Source organism: Microbispora bryophytorum, from assembly GCF_043197435.1.
In the GTDB taxonomy this organism is placed as follows: Bacteria; Actinomycetota; Actinomycetes; order Streptosporangiales; family Streptosporangiaceae; genus Microbispora; species Microbispora bryophytorum.
Genome location: NZ_JBICTF010000003.1, coordinates 237,779 through 257,018 on the forward strand (window position 1 = coordinate 237,779; position 19,240 = coordinate 257,018).

Genomic DNA, 19,240 nt, shown 5'->3' on the forward strand with positions numbered 1-19,240 from the left:
GGATAACGGAAAGGCGTACGGCGCCGACCGCTGCGACGACGAGGTGGCGGGCACGCACGGCTGGGAGGTCCCAGGCGGCTGAACGGCCGTGGGGGGCGGGTGCCGGGGACGGGTCCTCTTCCGAAGAAGAATCTGCGTGCCATCCGTAGAGCGTTGGCGTGCCCCAGGACCGAGAGGGGTTCGACGCAGGTCTAGATGTCGTCCTGGCTGAGGTCCGCGCCAGTTTGGACCTCGCTCGGTTGAGCGAGTTCATCCACACCTGGTGGCTGATCGCGTGCGACTCCGTCAAAGATCCGCAGGGCCGCAGAGACCTCTACGAGCGAGCTGCCCATGTCCAGGAACTGGCCGACGCCGGCCAACCGATTCCCCGGGGCGACAAGACGTGGCGCCAGCTGCTGGCGGAGCGCGGGGTCGAGCGGTAGGTGTACTCGATTTTCGAACCCGATCCTGTCGCTCAAGAACAGATCGCGGCCCTGCCGGACGATGCCTTGCGGTATCTGGCCGGGGTACTGGACCTGATCGAGCTTGAGCCCTGGGCCGGTGGACCGCAGTCGCCAAGCAAGCCCGACGGCAATATGAGGGTCATGCCGTTTGGGAGCGCGAGCTGGTGACCTATCTCGTATTGGAGCCCCAGCGCGAGGTGTACATCGTTCGCGTGCAGTGGATCTGATCGTCCGGCTGCTTTCAGGCATGGCAGCACTGGGCGACTTGGGTGACCATCGCGATGGACGTGCCCGGACGGCGGTGGACAACGGTGGACCGTACGCCCAGGTCAGGGCGGGCGCCGGTGCTGGTCCCGCCCCTTCCTGGGTGACTTACAAGCGAGGGGTCACTGGTTCGAACCCAGTACCGCCCACCAGCCAAAACAAGCCCCGTAGCGATCACGCCACGGGGCTTCGTGCCATCGACGTGCCATCAGCTTTGGGTTCTGACCCGGCTGATCTCGCCGCCACGGCTTCCTTCGCCAGGCGGTGGGGCGCTCGTGCCGCAGGAACGCAATAACCTTACTGTTGCCCAGCGAGAACGCTGTGAACGTGTGGCTTTGAACGCTGGCTCTGTCCGCGGCGTGCACGAAGAGCCGTTCGGAAGCCATCAACCCTCGTTGAATATGTCTTCCAGTATCAGGCGAGCTCGATCGGGAACCGGTTCGTCGGGAAAGATTTCCGTACATACGCGGAGGACTTCATCGGGTGAGCTGAGCCCCAAGCGCTTGACGAGGGCACTAATGTCGCCGGTGTCCCGTCGGCGGGAGGCGAGAACTTTCATCGCGAGGAGATGATCGGGGGACGCAGCGGACACGCGCAGCCCCGGATGATCGAAGACCCGTCGAGCAGAACTGTCCTGACCGGGAGCGACGTAGGCACTGGCCTGCTCGTTGAGCCACCACGATGGCAGGCCCAGTTCGGAGGCGACCGCGTGTGCCTCATCAAGGACGATCCCATGCGGTTCGAAGACGGCATCGATATCGCGAGTGGAGCGGCGAGCGTCGTAGGCCAATGCCATGGCGGCGCCCCCGAAAACATACAAGTCGGCGATGACTCCACGGCGAACAAGACGATCACCGAGGCGCTGAAATGCGCCCTCGATGGCTGCTCTGTCAAGAAGAGGTGTGTCGTCGTTCACGCGACTTCTAGTTCCTGCGGGTGGATGAAGACTCCACGGCGACGAAAGGAGGCGGGGGAGTGGACGAAGGCGTCCACGCGAGCTGCGGGGGTGTTGAACGGGAACCAGAACTGCCGGAGTCGTCGTCTATCGGTCCAGGATGGGCCGGCATGTCCGTCCTTGGCGGCAAGGTGCTCGGCGAGGGCCGCCAGGAAGACGTCCCAGCGAGAATCCCCCACGTTGGGAGGCTCGGGGGACAGGAGGCGGAGCCGAGTCTCTCGCGGCTCATGTCGGTATTCCTCTAGAAACTCCGCAATCAAGCGCCAACGCGTCTCCTCGTCGGGATGGCGGCCCAGCCAACCTGCGAGTACGGCGATGGAGGCGGCTTGGTACTGCTGCACGGGCCTCATGGACACGAGGTTAGTCCACTCTCTCTGGGTTCTGGTGGATCGTCGTCCGATCAGGGTCTACAGCCGGCTTCGCCGCTCCGGTCCCAGACCGGCCATCCAGCGCAAGGGCAGCGCGGGCACGTCGATCCGGCCAATGGCGCTGAGGGCGGTTCGTCCGCTGATGCCTGCGTGATCTGTACAAGCGACCGGGGTCGCTGGTTCGAACCCAGCGCCGCTCATGCATGCCACGGGGAGCGGAGGGAAGTGCCGGGACTGGCCGCGATCGTGTTCCCGGTGTGGCGGAGATCGTGGAAGTGGAGCCTGCGGACGCCGAGCTTAGGGCTACAGGCTCCAGGCTGCCTCAGGCTGGATCTGTACCGGCAGGAGCGTCTCCGACAGGATCGTCAGCATGGTCTCCTCCTTGTCGAGAGCACGGCGATGGTTGCTGATAGCAGAGTGAAGATTTGGTACCGCTTCGTACCGCGTGAGGGATGGCTGCAGTTCGACAAGGAAGGTGTGTGGGCGACCCCGCTCGGCGGGGATCTCGCGCGGGTGGACAACGTTCCGTTCTTCGTCGATGGCGCTGCCGAGGGCGACATCGTGCGGTTCACCATGGACGCCGAGGGCGTCCGATGGGTTGAGGAGCGCGTCGAATGGTCCGGTAGGTGCACCATCCTTGTCTTGCCGCTCCGCGGAGGGCCGAAGGCGACCGCCAAGGCGGTGCACGAGGTATTCGCCCCGTTGGGTATCGGAGCGGAGGCGCACAGCGTGGACTTCCCACTCGTTGCTCTCAGCGTGCCTCCTGATGCCGACGTCCGCGCTGCTAAAGCACTGTTGAACCGAGGCGTGGAGGCGGGATGGTGGGATTATCAGGAGGCATGCGTCGGGGATGCGTGGCGGACGGCATAGAGCCGGGCAGGCCCCTTCGTCCCACGACGCTTACTGAGTGAGTATCTGGGTCGATCGCGCCACTCGTTCACTCCCGCCGACCATCGGTTTCATCGTCGACGTCGTGACCACGGCCGGCGTTCTTTGGCAGGGGCAGAAGGGGAGCGTGAGCACCGTTCGTGTGGAATCTGTAGCGCGTTGGTCGTGCCGTCAGGACCGAGATGGGTTCGACGCTGGCCCTGACGTCGCCCTGGCTGAGCCGGCGCTTCGCGTACGGCTGTCCGGGCTTGAACTCGGGATGCTTCCTCAGCCGTACGTGGAGATCTCGATGAGGTTGTGGTCCGGGTCGCGGATGTACAGGCTGGTGATCGGGCCGAGCGCGCCGGTCCTGGGCACCGGACCCTCTTCGATGGGTACGCCCGCGGCGCTCAGATGAGCGGCCACCTGATCCAGCGGCGAGTGGGTGATCAGGCAGAGGTCGGCGCTGCCCGGCACGGGGCGGAGGGCGTGTGGCCGGATCTCGTGCCCGGCCTGGTGCAGGTTGATCTTGCTGGTACCGAAGACGAGCGCGTGGCGGCCACCGCCGAAGGTCACCGGCTCCATTCCGAGGGCGTCCCGATAGAAGGCGATCGTCCGAGGGATGTCGGCCACGGTCAGGACCAGGTGATCGAGGCCCGCGATGCGGACGGCGAAGGTCTCCTTGACGGCCTCCCAGACGACCGGTGGCAGCAGGTCCCGGTTCCGGGCGAAGAACGCGTGGAGCGCGGCCCCGTGTTCGGCGCGGATGTCCGCGTTGTGCCTGGCCACGTCGATCTCGTTCGCGGCCGTGATCAGGATGAACGCCCGGAGTTCGGCGTCGGAGGGGTTGACCGGTCGGCTCGTGAAGCGGTCCGCGAAGCGCAGGGCGGGATAGGTGGCGGTGCGGTCGCAGGAGGCGTAGAGATACACCAGCGCCTCGGCCGGAGCCCCGATCACCTTGACCAGCGCGGCGCGATCGGCGAGGTCGAGGAGTCGGTGGTCGAAGCCGTCCGTGCCGTAGGCCGCGTGACACAGACCGGCGAGCCGCACTTCTTCGGACGCGCCCCAGTCCTTGAGCTGGGCGGCGACGCGGTGCAGGTGCTCCAAAAGCGTGCCGCCGGGGTGAGGGATCTCGGCGGCGCCCTTGGAGGCGAGGAATGCTGTCGAATCCGTGAAGGTGTCCGCTGTCATGTTCGCCTTGTATACACCGGCGATTAAGACCGGTGCGGACAGGGGCAGTGATGCGGAAGGTCCCGGACACCTGCTGTGGCATCGGTACGTCCGGGTGTCCGCTGGGCCTGAGGATTGGGCTCGCGAATCCCGCCGAGGTGACCAGGCCGCCGTCCGGCCGTTTGCAGGACATCGCTGAATGTGCGGCCGCCGATCTGATCCTTTCAGAGACCGCATCGCCGCCGTGGACGAGCTCGCCTGATCAGGCCGCTCTGCCGGACGAAACGGGCCGCAGCAGATACCGGGTTGGATCAGTGCGGCGTACAGTCCGAGGCGGTCCACGGTTTCCGGGAAGGCCCGCCCCTCGGCCTTGGCGCGGACAACCGGAAAGCCGGCGAAAGAATGCCGGCGGACTGGGACGCCCGACAGCGACGACGCTCACTGGAGGCGTGTGATGACGCCCGCTCGCCCGGCCGTTCGCCGCGGTGCTCGCTATGCCGCCGCGCACAGACCTACGACCAGCACGCAGGACTCTTCCCTGCGATGGCAGATTCTGTTCCTGATCGTCGCGGGAGCATTCGCCGTGCATGCCAACGGCCTCGGCAACGGCTTCATCTATTTCGACGACCCCGAGGGCGTGGTCGACAACGTCTCCATCCGGGAGTTCAGCGGGACCAACATCGCCCACTGGTTCACCACGCCGCTGCAGTTCATGTATACGCCGCTGGTGTACGTGTCGTACGCGATCGATTATCTGTTCGGCCACGGCGCGATCGGCATGTATCACTTCACGAACCTGATCCTGCACCTGGCCAATGTGGCGCTGGTGTTCCTGCTGGTCCGCCGGCTCACCGAGCGCGGGTTCCTGGCCTGCTTCGTCGCGGTGGCGTTCGCGATCCATCCCGTGAACGTCGACACGGTCGCCTGGATCTCCGCCCGCAGCAACCTGCTGGCCACGCTCTTCTCACTGGCCGCGCTCCTGGTCTACCTGCGGTACATCACGTCACAGCGCCGGCGGTCGTTGGCCTGGTCCGTGGTCCTGTTCGGGCTGGCGGCGCTGTCCAAGTCGACCGCCGTCGCGCTTCCTCTGGTGTTGTTCCTCGTGGACCACATGCAGGGCCGCAGGCCGAGCCGGCGCCTCTTCCTGGAGAAGATCCCGTTTCTCGTCATCGCGGCGATCACCATTCTCGTCGCGCTGAACGTGCGGCAGGATGTGGTCCCGCAGCACGGGTACTCCGTTGTCGACCGGATTCTTCTGGCCTGCTCGGCGTTGGTGAACCATCTGGTGCAGTCGGTCTATCCGTTTCACCTGTCCCTCGCCTACGAGTACCCCCACACGCCGTTCCCCTGGTACCTCTACCTTTTCCCGTTCGTGCTCGCGGCCGGAACCGCCGCTTTGTGGCTGGTGCGGCCGGCGCGCAGAATCATCGTCTTCGGGCTCGGGTTCTTCGCGGTCACCATCGCGCCGACCCAGGCCGTGCTTCTCATCGACGGCTACCACGCGAACAGATATGCGTACCTGCCGTATCTCGGCCTGTTCCTCATCGCCGGATATTTCACGGACACCGCGCTCCGGCACCGTGGTCGCCGGCTGCGTGTCGGCGCGATCGGGGTGACGGCGGTGTTCGCGATCGTCTTCGCCACGCTGACCGTCATCCGGAACACGGCCTGGCAAAACACGGAAACCATCATGAGCGACGCCATCGCCAAAGAACCCGGCGTCGCGTTCACGTACAACAGCCGGGGCATCGCCAGATTCCGCGACGGAAACTACTCGGACGCCACGGCGGATTTCGAGCGCACCGCCGCACTCGACCCGGACTTCGTCCTGGCGCACCACTATCTCGGCCTGATCAAATATCACGACCGCGACTACACCGGCGCACTCAGCGAGCTCGACTACGAGGTGTCGCGGCTTCCCACCTTCGCGGCCGCCTACAGCGAGCGGGGCAAGGTCAAAGTCGCCCTGCGCGATTACTCCGGTGCGTACTCGGACCTTTCCACGGCCATCTCCTATGACCCGCAGCTGGCGGAGGCCTACTACTCCCGGGGAGCGGCTGGAATCGGGCTGGGCAACCCGCGCGGGGCGATATCCGATCTGAACGCGGCGATCGGACTGATCCCGCAGTACGCCGACGCCTATTACCAACGTGGAGTGGCCGAATCCCGCCTGGGCGACACCGGCGCCGCCTGCGCCGACTGGAAGGCGGCGGTGTCCCTCGGCAACCCCGACGCGAACCGATCCCTCGCCGACAACCACTGCGCCGGTTGACCGGATGACCTCGACGCGACTCCTCGGGACGTCGGCCGGACCGGCATGCCGAGCCGGGGATGAGCCCCTCCCGCCCGTCTGAAGCCACTGTACGAAGCCGCTGTCTCACACCGCTGTCTCAAGCTAAGGGGGCCGCGGCTCCGCTTGACCTTGACACAGTGACAAGGGCTTGACTGTGGGCCGAGGAGGTGATGGTTCCGATGACCACGCCCGAAGTGACCACGCCGGAAGTGTCCATGCCGGAAGTGTCCATGCCGGAAGTGACTACGCCGACGGTGGCCACGCCGGAAATGATGCGGGAAGTGACGATGCCGGGGGACGACACGAACACGTTGCGCGCTCTTCAGGCGCTGGAGAGCAGCAGCTCGTCGGTGCGACTGCAGGCGGTGCTGGCGGCCGGCACGACCCCGGACCCGCGGTTCGTCGACACGCTCATCGAACGATGCGCGGTCGAGCCCGATTTCTACGTGCGCGACATGCTCACGTGGGCGCTCACCCGCCACTCGCCATCGGCGACGGTTCCGAAGCTGATCGGCGAACTTGGCTCGGAGCGCGCACAGGCGCGGAGCCAGGCGTTGCACACGCTGTCCAAGATCGGAGACAGGCAGGCGTGGCCGGCGATCACCCGGGAGCTGCTGACCGACGCCGACGACGAGGTGGCGCGTAGCGCCTGGCGAGCGGCGGTCGTACTCGCGCCGGAAGGTGAAGAATCGGAGCTGGCCGGGGTGTTGGCGACGCAGCTCGGACGCGGTGAGCGTGAGACGCAGCTGAGCCTCAGCCGGGCGCTGATCGCGCTCGGTAAGGTGATCATGGGGCCCTTGGGCGCCGCGATGACGGATCGCGACCCTCGCGTGCGTCAGCACGCGACCGCCACGGAACGGCTGCTGCGCGACCCGGACGCCGGGTTCGAGTTCGCGATCGAGGAGGCGAAGCGCGTCGCGGTCCTCGGCACGGACGGCCAGGAGGGGTGACAGGCGGTGCTGATCGGTGATGTGGCACGACGGTCCGGGGTCAGCGCCCGCATGCTCAGGCATTACGAGTCGCTCGGCCTGGTGCGGCCGACGGGTCGTAGCGAGGCCGGCTATCGGGAGTACTCCAGCGAGGACATCCGGCGGATCTTCCATATCGAGAGCCTGCGGTCATTGGGGCTGTCGCTGCGTGAAGTCGGGCTTGCGCTGGATGATCCCGGCTTCACGCCCTCGGGACTCGTCGACGACCTCATCCGCCAGACGCGAGAACGCATCGCGGCCGAGACGGAACTGCTCACGCGACTGCGCCGGATCAATGCCGCGGAACCCGCCGGCTGGGAGGACGTCCTCCGGACCGTGGCACTCCTTCAGGCCTTGGGGTCGGAGAGCGCCGGGAAGCGCCAGCGCGCGGCCCTGTCCTCGGCCGAAGAGGGTCCGGTGCCGGTGGAAGCCCTGGCCGAGGCGGCGCTGAGCGAGACGGACCCGAACGTCGCCGGAGCCCTTCGCTGGGCTCTGGCGCGATCAGGCGACACCGGACTGCCGCTGCTGGCGGAGGGCCTCGGCTCGCCGGTGGCCGAGGTGCGCAGACGCGCCGTCCAGTCCATCGCCGAGATCCCGGGCGGCGCGGCCACCGCGCTGCTGCGGCAGGCTCTCACGAACTCCGACGTCGTGGTGCGCAGGAGCGCGGCTCTGGCGCTCGGGACCCGTGGAGTGGCCGACGCGGTCCCGACGCTCATCGACATGATCGTCGAGGGGGTGAACGACGTCGATGCGGCCGACGCGCTGAGTGCGCTGGCGAGTGATCCCGCGTCGACGGATCAGATCGCCACCGGGCTCGTGGGTCGCCTCGCCCAGGGCGACGTTGAAGCGTCCGCACGCCGGCGGCTGACACAGGCGCTCGCGGACATCCCAGGGACCACGACGTCGCGTGCCCTCGCCGATCTGTCGAACGACGACGACCGTGCCGTCGCGCTCACCGCGACATACCTACTCACGCTGCGTGGCGCGCAATGACGGATCTCGTCTGGGGACCGGGTGCTCCCTCTCTCGGCACCCTGCGTCAACGCCGGGATCTGCTCCCGCGCACACCAAGGGAGTCGCGGCCGAGGATCAAGGATTCCTGTCCGACCGACTCCCTGTCTGTCCGTAGTTCGTGTGAACCATGGAAGGCATCGGATCGGAGCCGGAACCGGCTCACATCGTCCACGTCGAAAACGCGCAGCCGCCAACACCGGCTCAGGGAGTCCTGTCCAGTGGGTGGGTGGGCGAGAAGCACGACGGCGGAGGAGCCCCTCGGCGTCGTGTAACGGGTGTGTGCGGCTGTGTACTCGGCGAGCCGGAGCTCAGCCTCCAGCGGTGGGCCGAGATCCTGTCCTGTCCCGAGGTGCGGGAGCGCCGCCCCCTGCGCGGTGATTCCTCCGATCCATCCTCTGGTGGCGTCCGGGAGCGGTTCCGAGTCGGCGATCTGACGTAGCTCATCGGTGAACCAGGGTGCCAGAGCGGGGCCGCCGTTCTTGATCCACGTCTCGACCAGGTTGTGGAAGGCTCTTTCGCGGCGGCCGCCTCGGAGGGCGCCTGCGGCCAGGATGTCCGTCCCCGCGCCGGCGAGCGCGCCGGCAAGCAGCCGGACGGGGACTCGATCAGCGAAGTGGGCGTAGCCGACCGTGCGGATCTCGAGCATCGCGATGTGCATGATCCTGGCGGCGACCAGGACCGCGCCCTCCGGTCGTGGCCGCTGTCGCTCAGGTGTGCGGCGGGGTTGTTCCTCACGAGGTGGGGTCCGCTGGTCGGCGGCACGGCCGGCGGTGGAAAGATGCCAGGCCGGGTCATCGATATCCACGGTGCCGCTGGTGACGAGCAGCCTTCCGACCGCGCCGACACCGATGACTGTCTCCTCTGCCCGGCAGCGCAGGGATGCTCCCCGCCGGTCGTCGGAGTCGAATCGTACGTCGATGATGTTCTCCAGCCGCAGGTGCAGCTCGGGCGGATCTCCCGCCTGTGGGCCACCGTCGTAGCGGCGCGGGGCGACCAGGACGAGTGACCCGGTCAGTCGTCCGTCGACACGTTCGATCAGCAGGGTGCGGACCTCGGCGGCGGCGAGGTCGTAGTCGGTTGCGAGTTCGAGCGCGGCACCGGCCGTCAGTGGCATGAACGGGGGAGTCACGTGCCCCCGGTAGTCCCTGCTGCGCCGGGGCTTCGCCATCGGTGGCGGCAGCAGTAGCTCCAGGGAGTGCCCCGCTGCCGCGGCCTGCTCGACCATCCAGCGCCGCCGCTCCGGTCCGAGCTCGGCCATTAATGCAAGGGCTGCGCGGGCACGTCGTTCCCGCCCAACGGAGGTGCGGGCGGTCGCAGCATGGAACAGAGGGACGGTGTTGTTGTCCCACACGTCCGCGACCTCGTTGATCGTTTGCCGGTCGTACGTCCGTGCGTCTGCGGACGCCTCCGCGATCTGTGCGAGCGACCTGTCCAGCAACGCGCCCAGGGCGTCCGGTGCCGTTCCCCTTCTGGTCATGTCCTGCCGGTGTTGCGATGAAGGACCGGTTCAGCGCGGTCGACAGGACGGCGAGGGGTGGGGAAGTCGCGCAGGGAGCGGAACGGGCCGAGCAGCAGGACGGCGACCGAGAGGAGCTGGACGACGGCCATCAGCATCAGGGTCTCGCGTACGCCGATCGACTCGCCCAGCAGGCCGCCGAGCAGCCCGCCGAGGGGGATCGCGCCGTAGTTCAGGGCCGAGGCGCTCGCGGTGATCCGTCCGAACAGTTCGGCCGGGCAGTAGTGCTGGCGGAAGGTGCTGGTCAGGATGTTCGAGGCCACGACGCCCAGGCCGGTGCCGAGGCCGGCGGCGGTGAAGAGCACCAGTCCCGTGCCGCCGCTGCCGATCGGCCCGAGCAGAGCCATCGGTGCGGCGAGCGCCTCGCACAGAAGGAATCCCCGTGCCGCTCCGAATCGTGTGGCCATCCGGCCGGACAGCGCGGCGCCGAACAGGCCGCCCGAGCTCGCCGCCGCCAGCACGACACCCACCTGTCCCGCTCCGGCGCCGAGATCCCGGGTGAGGAACACGACCTGGATCGACGAGTAGCCCACCAGCGCGATGTTGGACATCGCGCCGAAGGCGGTGAGCGTGCGCAGGTAGGGGTCGCGGACGACGAACCGCAGCCCGTCGTGGATCTCCGCGCGCAGCCGCCGCTTCGCGGCACCCTCCCGGCGCGTCTCGCGCGTGCCCACAGAACGCAGGCACAGCACGGCGATCGCGAAGCTGACCGCATCGGCCAGTACGCCGCTGACCGCGCCGAACCATTGCGCGAGCAGCCCCGCCAGCCCGGGACCGGCGATCTGCGCGGCCGATTCGCTGCCCTGGAGCTTGGCGTTGGCTTCCAGCAGCCGCTCACTGTCGACCAGCACGGGCAGGTAGGCCCGGTAGGCGAGGGTGAAGAACACCCTCGCCGCGCCGCCCGTCGTGGCCACCACGAGCAGGTGCGTCGTCGTCAGCGCGCCGAGCCATGTCGCGATCGGCACGCTCGCGAACATCGCCATGGAAACGGTGTTGCACACCAGCATCACCGGCCGTTTCGGCAGCCGGTCCACCCACGCGCCTGCGGGCAGTCCGACCAGAAGCCACGGCAGCCAGGCGGCCGCGGTCAGCAGTCCGACGGTGAGCGGGCTCGCGTGCAGGGTCATCACGGCGACCAGCGGAAGCGCCACGCCGCCGACGGAGCTGCCGAGCGTGCTCGTCGTCTCGCCGATCCACAGCAACCGGAAGTCGCGAGTCCCCAGCAGTCCGCCGCGTACGACCGGCGTCATGGTCACGGTCGGCCCGGTACGGCGCGGACGGTGAGGAAGACGAGCTCGCGCTGCTCTCCGTCGTCGGGAACCTCCCGGTCGGCCAGCGAGGCGAACAGGGCGAAGATCTTCTCTTCCAGCTCGGCGAGCTCGGCGACCGACAGCCTCGCCCAGTGGTCGGTGGTGAACGCCGCTCGCCGCCACGGCTCCGGGTAGCCGTCCCGCTCGGCGAACCACTGCCGTACGAGCGCGGTCTGCCGGTCGAGGACGAGCGATTCCGCCGCCGCGGCAACGGGATCGTCGGGGAAGTCCGACGCCGACCAGCTGAGGACGTCCGGCGACCTGCGCCACCAGCGCTCCCGGCGGTCACGCGCGAGCTCCGGCACCTCCTCGACGAGTTCGCTCGCGGCGAGGACCTTGAGGTGATGGCTGATGTTGCCGACGGCCTGCCCGGTCCTGCCGGCGAGCACCGACGCCGTCGAGGGCCCGTCCACCCGCAGGATGTCGAGCAGCCGCCGGCGCAGCGGGTGGGACATCGCGGCGAGCACCTTCGAGTCGCGTACGTCACGCGTCGGACGATCAGTCACCCGCCCACCCTATTAGACAAGAGTCATTGTGCAACAGCTCTTGTGCCTCGGGTCGTGGCCCGCAGGCGCGGGAGCCGTGTATGTCACTTCCGCGCGACGGCCTGGTTCGAGCTCGGCGACTGTGAGAACCCCGCCGTCACGGAATGGACCTATACCGGCACCCATAAAGGTCCTTTCCTGTTGCCGGACGGGCGCGAGATAGAGGGAACGGGACGGCACATCACTCTGCGCGCCACCTGCTCGACCTTCGTGACGAACGGCAGGATCGTCACACACCGCGAATACTTCGACCAGTTGGAGCTATACAGTCAGCTCGGTTTCGGACTGACGAAGATCGAGCAGGGGTGACCGCGGCCGGGAGGCGTCGGTTACACGGTCAGAGCGCGGAGACGATCTCCTCGACGCGTTGCCTGGCGTCGCCGAAGAGCATCGCGCTGTTGTGCCGGAAGAACAGGGGATTCTGCACCCCGGCGTACCCCGTGGCCATCGACCGCTTGAAGACGACCACGTTCTCGGCCTCCCACACGCGCAGGACGGGCATCCCGGCGATGGGGCTGTCCGGGTCCTCGACGGCCCCGGGATTGACGGTGTCGTTGGCGCCGATGACGAGGACGACCGACGTGGTGGCGAAATCGTCGTTGATCTCGTCCATTTCGAGGACGATGTCGTACGGCACCTTGGCCTCGGCGAGCAGGACGTTCATGTGGCCGGGCAGGCGGCCGGCGACCGGATGGATGCCGAAGCGCACTTCGACGCCGCGTTCCCGCAGTTTGCGGGTGAGTTCGGCGACCGGATACTGCGCCTGCGCGACCGCCATGCCGTACCCGGGGGTGATGACGACGGCCTTGGCCTCCTTGAGCAGGCCGGCGGTCTCGGCGGCGGTGATCTCCCTGTGCTCGCCGTAGTCGTGGTCGCCGGCGGGGCCTGCCTCGATGCCGAAACCCCCGGCGATCACGGAGACGAACGACCGGTTCATCGCCTGGCACATCACATACGACAGGTAGGCGCCGGACGAGCCCACGAGGGCGCCGGTGACGATCAGCAGGTTGTTGTCGAGCAGGAACCCGGACGCCGCGGCGGCCCACCCCGAGTAGCTGTTCAGCATCGAGACGACGACGGGCATGTCCCCGCCGCCGATGGAGGCGACCAGGTGCCAGCCGAGCAGCAGCGCCACGGCGGTCAGCGCGATGAGCAGCCCGAGGTTCGGGGAGATCACGAAGAGCACGGTCAGCACCGCGAACGCCGCGAGCGCGCCCAGATTCAGGTGATTCTTGCCCGGCAGCATCATCGGGCGGGAGTCGATCCGGGCCGACAGCTTGAGGAACGCGACGACCGACCCGGTGAACGTGAGCGCCCCGATGAACACGCCGATGGACACCTCGGCGTGGTGGACGCCCAGCAGCGAGCCGGAAACGGCCTCCTGCGCCCCGCCGCCGTTCTCGACCTCCAGGAAGCCGTTCCAGCCGACCATGACGGCGGCGAGGCCGACGAAGCTGTGCAGGATGGCGATGAGCTCCGGCATGGCGGTCATCTCGACGATCCGGGCCCGCCAGAGCCCGACGGCGGAGCCGATCACCATCGCGGCCAGGAGCAGGACCACCGCGAGGGTCTCGCCGCCGTCGGCGGCGAGGACGACCGTCGCGGCGAGCGCGATGACCATGCCGGAGATGCCCAGCGTGACGCCGGAGCGGGCGGTCTCGTGCTTGGACAGGCCGGCGAGGCTGAGGATGAACAGCAGGGCGGCGACGATGTAGGCGGCCTGTGCGGCCGTGGCGAGGGTCACGGTCAGCTCCTCGTGAACATGCCGAGCATGCGCCGGGTCACGGCGAAGCCGCCGACGATGTTGATGCTCGCCAGCAGGATGGCGACGAACGACAGGACGGCGACGACCGTGCCGCCCTGGCCGATCTGGAGCAGCGCGCCGACCACGATGATCCCGGAGATGGCGTTGGTGATCGACATCAGCGGCGTGTGCAGCGCGTGGTGGACGTTGCCGATGACGTAGTAGCCGATGACGATCGACAGGACGAAGACGGTGACATGCTCGATCAGCGCGTTCGGCGAGAAGGCGGTCAGGAGGAACAGCGCGGCGGCGACGGCGGCGGTGACCAGATGGCGTCGCCGTCCCGGCGACGGGGTTGGCGGGCTCGCGGCGGGCGCCGCCGCCGTTCCCCGCACCGAAGCGGAGGGGGCGGGGGCGGGGGCCGCGCTCACCGGCACGGGCGGCGGCGGCCAGGTCTTCTCGCCGTCGCGGACGACGGTCATCGCGCGCTGCACGATGTCGTCGAAGTCCAGCACGAGCCGGCCGTCCTCGCCGGGGGTGAGCAGCTTCATCAGGTTGACGACGTTGGTGCCGTAGAGCTGCGAGGCCTGCGCCGGCAGCCGCCCCGCGAGGTCGGTGTAGCCGATGATGGTCACGCCGTTCCCGGTCACGACCGCCTCCCCGGGACGGGTGCCCTCGACGTTCCCGCCCTGCGCGGCGGCCATGTCGACGACGACGCTGCCTGGGCGCATGCGCGCCACGTGCCCGGCCGTGAGCAGCCGGGGGGCGGGACGTCCGGGGATCAGGGCGGTGGTGATGACGATGTCCACGTCGGCGGCCTGCTCGGCGTACATCTCGGCGGCGCGGCGGTCGTAGTCCCGCGAGGTCTCCCGGGCGTACCCGTCCGTGCTCGCCACCTGGGCGACCCCGACGTCGAGGAACTCCGCGCCCAGCGAGCGCACCTGCTCGGCGACCTCGGGACGGGGGTCGGTCGCCCGTACGACCGCGCCCAGGCTGCTCGCCGTGGCGATGGCCGCCAGCCCCGCCACGCCCGCGCCCGCCACCAGGACCTTGGCCGGGGGGACCTTCCCCGCCGCGGTCACCTGACCGGTGAACAGCCGCCCGAACGCGTGCGCCGCCTCGATGACGGCGCGATAACCGGCGATGTTCGCCATCGAGCTCAGCACGTCGAGCGACTGCGCACGGGACACGCGCGGCACGGCGTCCATCGCGAGCGCGGTGATCGGCCGTCGCGCGAGCGCGTCCACCAGGTCGGCATTGGCCGCCGGGCCGATCAGGGCGACGAGCGTGGCTCCCTCGCGCAGCGCCGCGATCTCGTCCGCCGACGGCGCGTTCACCTTGAGTACGACGTCGGTGTCCCACGTCTCCTCACGGCCGGCGATCCGCGCCCCGGTCCTGGCGTACGCGTCGTCGGTGAAGCCCGACCGGCTGCCGGCGCCCGATTCGACGATGACCTCGTAGCCGAGCGAGACCAACTGCGGGACGGTGGCCGGGGTGGCCGCCACGCGTGTCTCGCCCGGCGCCGATTCGGCGACCACGCCCAGGCGTTGCGGTGAATGACTCATCACGATCCTTTCTGTCGGCGGGTCGTCGGGTTGGCCGACCCTGCGGTCGCCGCCGTCCTCCGCTGCCTTGTGGGTCGCGGTGGTAGGGAACGCCGGCATGCCACGCGTCGCCGTACGGGCGGCGGTGAAAGGGATGAATGCGATTCGATGTGAATACCGGGGAGATTGTCCCGACTTCTCTGCGTACGGATCAAGGTGTTCCTGCCGGTGGTTGTCCACACGGCATGAGTCCCCGGATCTCCCAGTTCACCGGGCGCCCGGCCCTCCGGCCGCTGCAACTTTCAGCCGAGGCGCCGGCCGTCCCGGCCCGTCACGGAGGAAACCCGAGGTCATCGGTGGCCCGCGCAGGCGACGCCGGAGTCCCTCTGGCGCACACTCCGGGCGATTGACACCATTGGCGATCACGGGCGCGGCCGCCGCTCGCCGCGTACGGCCCAGGGGAGCAGCAGCGGTCCGGGGGACGGGCTCTCGCTTCGAGGCGGAAAGACGTCGTGCTCTGAAGCGGTAGGACGCCGCGCGCGGCGAGGGCCGGCAGGCGCGAGAGGAGACGGCACGTGACGGCTTTCGTCGAGGAAGCTGAGCACGACCCCGAGCGCGGGGAGCGAACCGGGCCGGACGCGGAGGCCGCCGGGCACTCGGGTCTCCCCGCCGGGGAGACCGCCGCCGAACCGCTGCGGCGCAGCGCCACCGTCCGGGACGCGCTACTGATATGGGTGGGCACCAGGGCGGGCATACTCCTCGCGGCGCTCTACGGAGTCCTGATCGTCTCCGGTCAGAGCCACGCCCCGCTGCTGGAGCGGTGGAAACACTGGGACGTCGGCCTGTTCCGGAAGATCGCGGAGTTCGGATACGACGGCGATCCGAAGCTGGAGCCCGACCCCGGGCTGCCGGCCATCTTCCCCGGCATGCCGCTGGCGATGCGCCTGGTGCATCTGGTGGTCGGCGACTGGATCCTGGCCGGCCTGATCATCTCGTTCGTGGCCGGCGCGGTGGCCGTGGTGGCGCTGGCCCGGCTCGCCGACCTCGAAGGGCCCGTCGGTGCGGGCCGCTGGGCCGTCGTGGCGCTGCTGCTGTGCCCGCCCGCCGTCTTCCTGTTCGCCGGCTACTCCGAGGCGCTGTTCCTCGCCTTCGCGCTGCCCGCCTGGCTGGCGGCCCGCCGCCGTGCCTGGCCGCTGGCCTGTGCCCTGGCCGCCGGGGCGTCCTGCGTACGGATCACTGGCCTGTTCCTGGCCGTCGCGCTGATCGTCGAGTTCGTGGTGAGCCGCATCCGGAGGGACGGCTGGGCGGGCTGGCGGCGGGGAGCCTGGCTGGTGCTGCCGTTCGCGCCGCTCTTCGCGTACGCCGCCTATCAGTACTCCCGTACGGGTGACTGGCTGGCCTGGAACAGCGCGCAGCAGACCGGTTGGGGACGGAAACCGGTCTGGCCCTGGGAGGCGTTCCGCGCGACGTGGGACTCGACCGGCGGTGACGAAGGGTTCGGGCCGATGTTCCGGCTCGAGATAGCGGCGGCGATCGTCGGGGTGCTCCTGCTCGTCTGGCTGCTCGTCACCCGCCGCTGGGCGGAGTTCGTCTACGTCGGGTTGCAACTGGGCGCGCTGGTGACCTCCACGTTCTACATGTCGATCCCCAGGTCGGCGTTGCTGTGGTGGCCGCTGTTCGTGCTCGTCGGCCGGGCGGGCGCCCGCCACCGGTCGGTGATCATCCTCTATGCCGCGGTGATCGGGCCGCTCATGGTGCCGATGGTGATGTCCTTCCTCAACAGCTCCTGGACCGGCTGAACCGCCGCCCGCCGCGGCCGATCCGCCTCCGGCCGGTCACTTCGGCGGGACCGGCACCCGCGATAAGCGGATGCGGTCGCTCCGCTCATGCGGGCAGGATGGCGCGGTGGATCGACAACTGCTCAGTGCCATCGCCCATCGTGATCACCCGATCGCCGCGCCGATCTCGGACGCCAACCTCGACCGGCTGCTGCGCCGCGCCGCGCTGCCGGAGGGAGCGCGCATCCTCGACCTGGGATGCGGCGAGGGCGAGTGGTCACTCCGGGCGCTCGAACTCGTCCCGTCCGCCCGCGCCGACGGCGTCGACATCTCGCCGCACGCGGTGGCGTCCGCGAACGAGGCGGCCACGAGGCGGGGAGTGGCCGACCGGCTGACGCTGCACACGTCGGCGGCCGACGCCTTCACGGCCCCCCAGCCGTACGACCTGGGGTTGTGCGTGGGCGCTACGCACGCCTTCGGCGGGCTGACGGAGACGATGGAGGCGCTCACCCGGTTCGTACGGCCCGGCGGCCTCGCACTCCTGGGGGAGGCGTACTGGGAACGCCCTCCCACTCCCGAGGTCGCCGAAGCGATCGGCGAATATCCGGACCTGGCGGGCACGGTGGAGGCCGCCGAGTCCAAGGGCTGGCTGACCGTCTACGCCCACGTGAGCGACCTGGCGGAATGGGACGAGTACGAGTGGTCGTGGACCGGCACGCTGGCGCGCTGGGCCGCGGACAACCCCGGCCCCGACGGCGAGCAGGCCCTCGCCGTGATGAGGGAGCATCGCGACATGTGGCTCGACGGCTATCGGGGTGCCCTCGGTTTCGTCACCCTGCTCCTCCGCCGCATGTGACCTTCGGCGGCGGGGCCGGGCGGCCGCTCGGGCGCGGTGGATCACCGGGGCGGGTGCGTAGAGTGAAGAGGTGCTGATCCATCCCTGGGACGCATCCCCGGACGAGGAGGCGCTGGCCTTCGTCCGCGCGAACGAGTTCGGTCACCTCATCGCGTCCGGACGCGACCGCGACGTGCCGGTGGTCGTGCCGACGCAGTTCCTCCTCGCCGACGCGTCCACGATCCTGCTGCACCTCGCCCGGCCGAACCCCGTCTGGTCGGCGATCGAGGAGAACCCCGCCGTGGTCATGGCCGTGGCCGGTGACTGGGCGTACGTCGAGGGGGCGTGGAAGGCGCTGCCCGGCGCCGGCGAGGATCCCCGGCTCGGCGTCCCCACGACCTACTACGCGGCCGTCCAGCTGGTCTGCCGCGCGGAGATCGTCGACGACCCCGACGGGAAGCTCGGCATCCTGCGTGCGCAGCTCGCCCGCCTGGACCACGGTCTCGCCGACCCCGCCGAGCATCACCGGCGCCTGCCGGGCATCCGCGGCCTCCGGTTGGCCGTGCAGAAGGTCGCCGGCAAGTTCAAGTACGGCGGGAACGTGGACGAGGCCCACCGACGGTATGTCGCGGAACGCCTCGCGGAGCGGGGCGGCCCCGGCGACGCCGCCGCCCGGGAGCACATCCTGCGCCGGCTCGGCTGACACCCGCAGGAGCTACTTGCGCGGCGGCCAAGGAGCGATGACATGCCAAACCCAGCCCTCAACGAGCGGGAACTGGCCTTTCTGCGAACACTTCGCCGGGGTCAGGTCATCACGGGAAGTGTCATCGAGATCGCCGACTTCGGCGTGACCTTCGTGGACATCGGCGGATTCGCCGCCGTGATCAATGTCCCTGAGCTGTCGTGGCGGCGCATAGATCACCCTGCGGATGTCGTCGCGGTCGGCCAAGAGGTCACGGCCGAGGTTCTCGACGTCGATGTCGAACGCGGGCGCGTGCCGCTGTCTCTCAAGGCGCTCCACGCTGACCCGCTGATCGACCTCCAGCAGCAGATCGGCCGCATGGTCACCGGCCCGGTCACCAAGGTCGCTCCCATCGGCGCGTTCGTCCGCGTCGAAGACGGGACGAAGGGGGCCGAGGGCTTCGTGCCCGGCTCCGAACTGGCCGACAGGGACGTGAAGCCCGGTGACGTCCTGACGGTGGAGATTGTCCGAGTCGATGTCACCCGCCGACGAATCGAACTCGCCCTCCGGACGGCGCGAGAATGAGAGGCCGCCGCGGGAGCCGGGACGCCGCTGAGGCCGAGGATCGGGAGCGTGACTACAAGACCGCATGCCGCCCAGAAAGCTGCGGCTACACGCCGGACTCCGACAGCTCGGAGTCGCGCAGTGAGTAGGAGACGGTATGTGGCGAGAGGGGTGCCGGGCGGCTACCGGATCTGGGACAACAGAGCCCGCCGATGGTGGGGAGATCTCTATGAGCTGTGCCCCGACGATCTGCTGGAGGAGCTGAACGGCGGCGCGAACCACGAGAGGATCGCCGCTCTACTCAGACGGCACCGAATCCTCAAGCGCTGAGCGGTCGCCTGCTCGGAAGGCGTACACCTCGATCCCGAGGCGTAGATGAC

General features: G+C 69.0%; 19 protein-coding genes. 12 read left to right on the forward strand and 7 right to left on the reverse strand.

Annotated elements, in window-relative coordinates:
- The first annotated feature begins 158 nt into the window (after positions 1-158).
- Together ACGFIB_RS10495 and ACGFIB_RS10500 are read left to right on the forward strand one after the other, a co-directional pair.
- A complete protein-coding gene (locus tag ACGFIB_RS10495) occupies positions 159-422 on the forward strand; it encodes a DUF6247 family protein (protein ID WP_393370405.1) in 264 nt (87 codons plus the stop codon).
- Positions 423-611, forward strand: a complete 189-nt coding sequence (locus ACGFIB_RS10500; RefSeq protein WP_393370410.1) for a hypothetical protein — start codon at positions 423-425, stop codon at positions 609-611. It abuts the gene before it with no gap.
- Between the two features lie 481 nt (positions 612-1,092).
- On the opposite strand, the gene ACGFIB_RS10505 is transcribed toward ACGFIB_RS10500, so the two are convergent.
- The gene (locus tag ACGFIB_RS10505) at positions 1,093-1,623 is read right to left on the reverse strand and encodes a DUF6036 family nucleotidyltransferase (RefSeq protein ID WP_393370413.1); all 531 of its coding nucleotides are present in this window, start codon (positions 1,621-1,623) and stop codon (positions 1,093-1,095) included.
- Positions 1,624-2,255: 632 nt separating this feature from the next.
- Between ACGFIB_RS10505 and ACGFIB_RS10510 the strand changes: the two genes are divergently transcribed.
- Positions 2,256-2,900 carry a DUF4265 domain-containing protein gene (locus ACGFIB_RS10510; RefSeq protein ID WP_393370416.1) on the forward strand — a complete coding sequence of 215 codons (645 nt, stop codon included), beginning with the start codon at positions 2,256-2,258 and terminating at the stop codon, positions 2,898-2,900.
- 285 nt (positions 2,901-3,185) lie between these two features.
- On the opposite strand, the gene ACGFIB_RS10515 is transcribed toward ACGFIB_RS10510, so the two are convergent.
- On the reverse strand, positions 3,186-4,088 hold the full coding sequence (locus ACGFIB_RS10515) for a VOC family protein (RefSeq protein WP_393370419.1): 903 nt from the start codon (positions 4,086-4,088) through the stop codon (positions 3,186-3,188).
- 562 nt (positions 4,089-4,650) lie between these two features.
- Between ACGFIB_RS10515 and ACGFIB_RS10520 the strand changes: the two genes are divergently transcribed.
- From ACGFIB_RS10520 to ACGFIB_RS10530, 3 genes are all read left to right on the forward strand, one after another.
- Positions 4,651-6,339 (forward strand): tetratricopeptide repeat protein, encoded by a 1,689-nt coding sequence (locus ACGFIB_RS10520; protein ID WP_393370422.1) that lies wholly within the window; start codon positions 4,651-4,653, stop codon positions 6,337-6,339.
- A 200-nt stretch (positions 6,340-6,539) separates the two neighbouring features.
- The gene (locus ACGFIB_RS10525; RefSeq protein ID WP_393370425.1) at positions 6,540-7,310 is read left to right on the forward strand and encodes a HEAT repeat domain-containing protein; all 771 of its coding nucleotides are present in this window, start codon (positions 6,540-6,542) and stop codon (positions 7,308-7,310) included.
- 6 nt (positions 7,311-7,316) lie between these two features.
- The gene (locus ACGFIB_RS10530) at positions 7,317-8,321 is read left to right on the forward strand and encodes a HEAT repeat domain-containing protein (protein WP_393370428.1); all 1,005 of its coding nucleotides are present in this window, start codon (positions 7,317-7,319) and stop codon (positions 8,319-8,321) included.
- Positions 8,322-8,367: 46 nt separating this feature from the next.
- Here the strand turns inward: ACGFIB_RS10530 and ACGFIB_RS10535 are convergent, their stop codons facing one another.
- The 3 genes from ACGFIB_RS10535 to ACGFIB_RS10545 are packed head-to-tail and all read right to left on the reverse strand — an operon-like array spanning position 8,368 to position 11,674.
- On the reverse strand, positions 8,368-9,819 hold the full coding sequence (locus ACGFIB_RS10535; protein WP_393370431.1) for a hypothetical protein: 1,452 nt from the start codon (positions 9,817-9,819) through the stop codon (positions 8,368-8,370).
- Entirely contained in the window at positions 9,816-11,108 is a 1,293-nt protein-coding gene (locus ACGFIB_RS10540; protein WP_393371458.1) for an MFS transporter, read from the reverse strand. The genes ACGFIB_RS10535 and ACGFIB_RS10540 overlap by 4 nt, the downstream gene beginning before the upstream one ends.
- Positions 11,109-11,110: 2 nt before the next feature.
- On the reverse strand, positions 11,111-11,674 hold the full coding sequence (locus tag ACGFIB_RS10545) for a winged helix-turn-helix domain-containing protein (protein WP_229689816.1): 564 nt from the start codon (positions 11,672-11,674) through the stop codon (positions 11,111-11,113).
- Positions 11,675-11,728: 54 nt separating this feature from the next.
- Between ACGFIB_RS10545 and ACGFIB_RS10550 the strand changes: the two genes are divergently transcribed.
- Entirely contained in the window at positions 11,729-12,022 is a 294-nt protein-coding gene (locus ACGFIB_RS10550; RefSeq protein ID WP_393370434.1) for an ester cyclase, read from the forward strand.
- Between the two features lie 28 nt (positions 12,023-12,050).
- Here the strand turns inward: ACGFIB_RS10550 and pntB are convergent, their stop codons facing one another.
- Both pntB and ACGFIB_RS10560 read right to left on the reverse strand, forming a co-directional pair.
- The gene (gene pntB, locus ACGFIB_RS10555) at positions 12,051-13,457 is read right to left on the reverse strand and encodes a Re/Si-specific NAD(P)(+) transhydrogenase subunit beta (protein ID WP_393370438.1); all 1,407 of its coding nucleotides are present in this window, start codon (positions 13,455-13,457) and stop codon (positions 12,051-12,053) included.
- Between the two features lie 2 nt (positions 13,458-13,459).
- Complete coding sequence (locus ACGFIB_RS10560) at positions 13,460-15,022, reverse strand: Re/Si-specific NAD(P)(+) transhydrogenase subunit alpha (RefSeq protein WP_393370441.1); 1,563 nt, start codon at positions 15,020-15,022, stop codon at positions 13,460-13,462.
- Between the two features lie 554 nt (positions 15,023-15,576).
- Here ACGFIB_RS10560 and ACGFIB_RS10565 point away from each other — a divergent pair.
- The 5 genes from ACGFIB_RS10565 to ACGFIB_RS10585 all read left to right on the forward strand — a co-directional run bounded on the left by ACGFIB_RS10565 (position 15,577) and on the right by ACGFIB_RS10585 (position 19,190).
- A complete protein-coding gene (locus tag ACGFIB_RS10565; RefSeq protein ID WP_393370444.1) occupies positions 15,577-16,800 on the forward strand; it encodes a hypothetical protein in 1,224 nt (407 codons plus the stop codon).
- A gap of 106 nt (positions 16,801-16,906) precedes the next feature.
- Positions 16,907-17,635 carry an SAM-dependent methyltransferase gene (locus tag ACGFIB_RS10570; protein WP_393370447.1) on the forward strand — a complete coding sequence of 243 codons (729 nt, stop codon included), beginning with the start codon at positions 16,907-16,909 and terminating at the stop codon, positions 17,633-17,635.
- Between the two features lie 70 nt (positions 17,636-17,705).
- Positions 17,706-18,317: an FMN-binding negative transcriptional regulator gene (locus tag ACGFIB_RS10575; RefSeq protein ID WP_393370450.1), complete on the forward strand. Its 612-nt coding sequence runs from the start codon at positions 17,706-17,708 to the stop codon at positions 18,315-18,317.
- Between the two features lie 42 nt (positions 18,318-18,359).
- On the forward strand, positions 18,360-18,881 hold the full coding sequence (locus ACGFIB_RS10580; protein WP_393370453.1) for a S1 RNA-binding domain-containing protein: 522 nt from the start codon (positions 18,360-18,362) through the stop codon (positions 18,879-18,881).
- 138 nt (positions 18,882-19,019) lie between these two features.
- Positions 19,020-19,190 carry a hypothetical protein gene (locus tag ACGFIB_RS10585; RefSeq protein ID WP_393370455.1) on the forward strand — a complete coding sequence of 57 codons (171 nt, stop codon included), beginning with the start codon at positions 19,020-19,022 and terminating at the stop codon, positions 19,188-19,190.
- Positions 19,191-19,240: the final 50 nt, after the last annotated feature.

Bases quoted from the DNA above. Each gene is read 5' to 3' on its own strand.
- ACGFIB_RS10580 (WP_393370453.1), top strand. From the start codon at position 18,360: ATGCCAAACCCAGCCCTCAACGAGCGGGAACTGGCCTTTCTGCGAACA.
- ACGFIB_RS10515 (WP_393370419.1), bottom strand. From the start codon at position 4,088: ATGACAGCGGACACCTTCACGGATTCGACAGCATTCCTCGCCTCCAAG.
- ACGFIB_RS10535 (WP_393370431.1), bottom strand. From the start codon at position 9,819: ATGACCAGAAGGGGAACGGCACCGGACGCCCTGGGCGCGTTGCTGGAC.
- ACGFIB_RS10560 (WP_393370441.1), bottom strand. From the start codon at position 15,022: ATGAGTCATTCACCGCAACGCCTGGGCGTGGTCGCCGAATCGGCGCCG.
- ACGFIB_RS10525 (WP_393370425.1), top strand. From the start codon at position 6,540: ATGACCACGCCCGAAGTGACCACGCCGGAAGTGTCCATGCCGGAAGTG.
- ACGFIB_RS10540 (WP_393371458.1), bottom strand. From the start codon at position 11,108: ATGACGCCGGTCGTACGCGGCGGACTGCTGGGGACTCGCGACTTCCGG.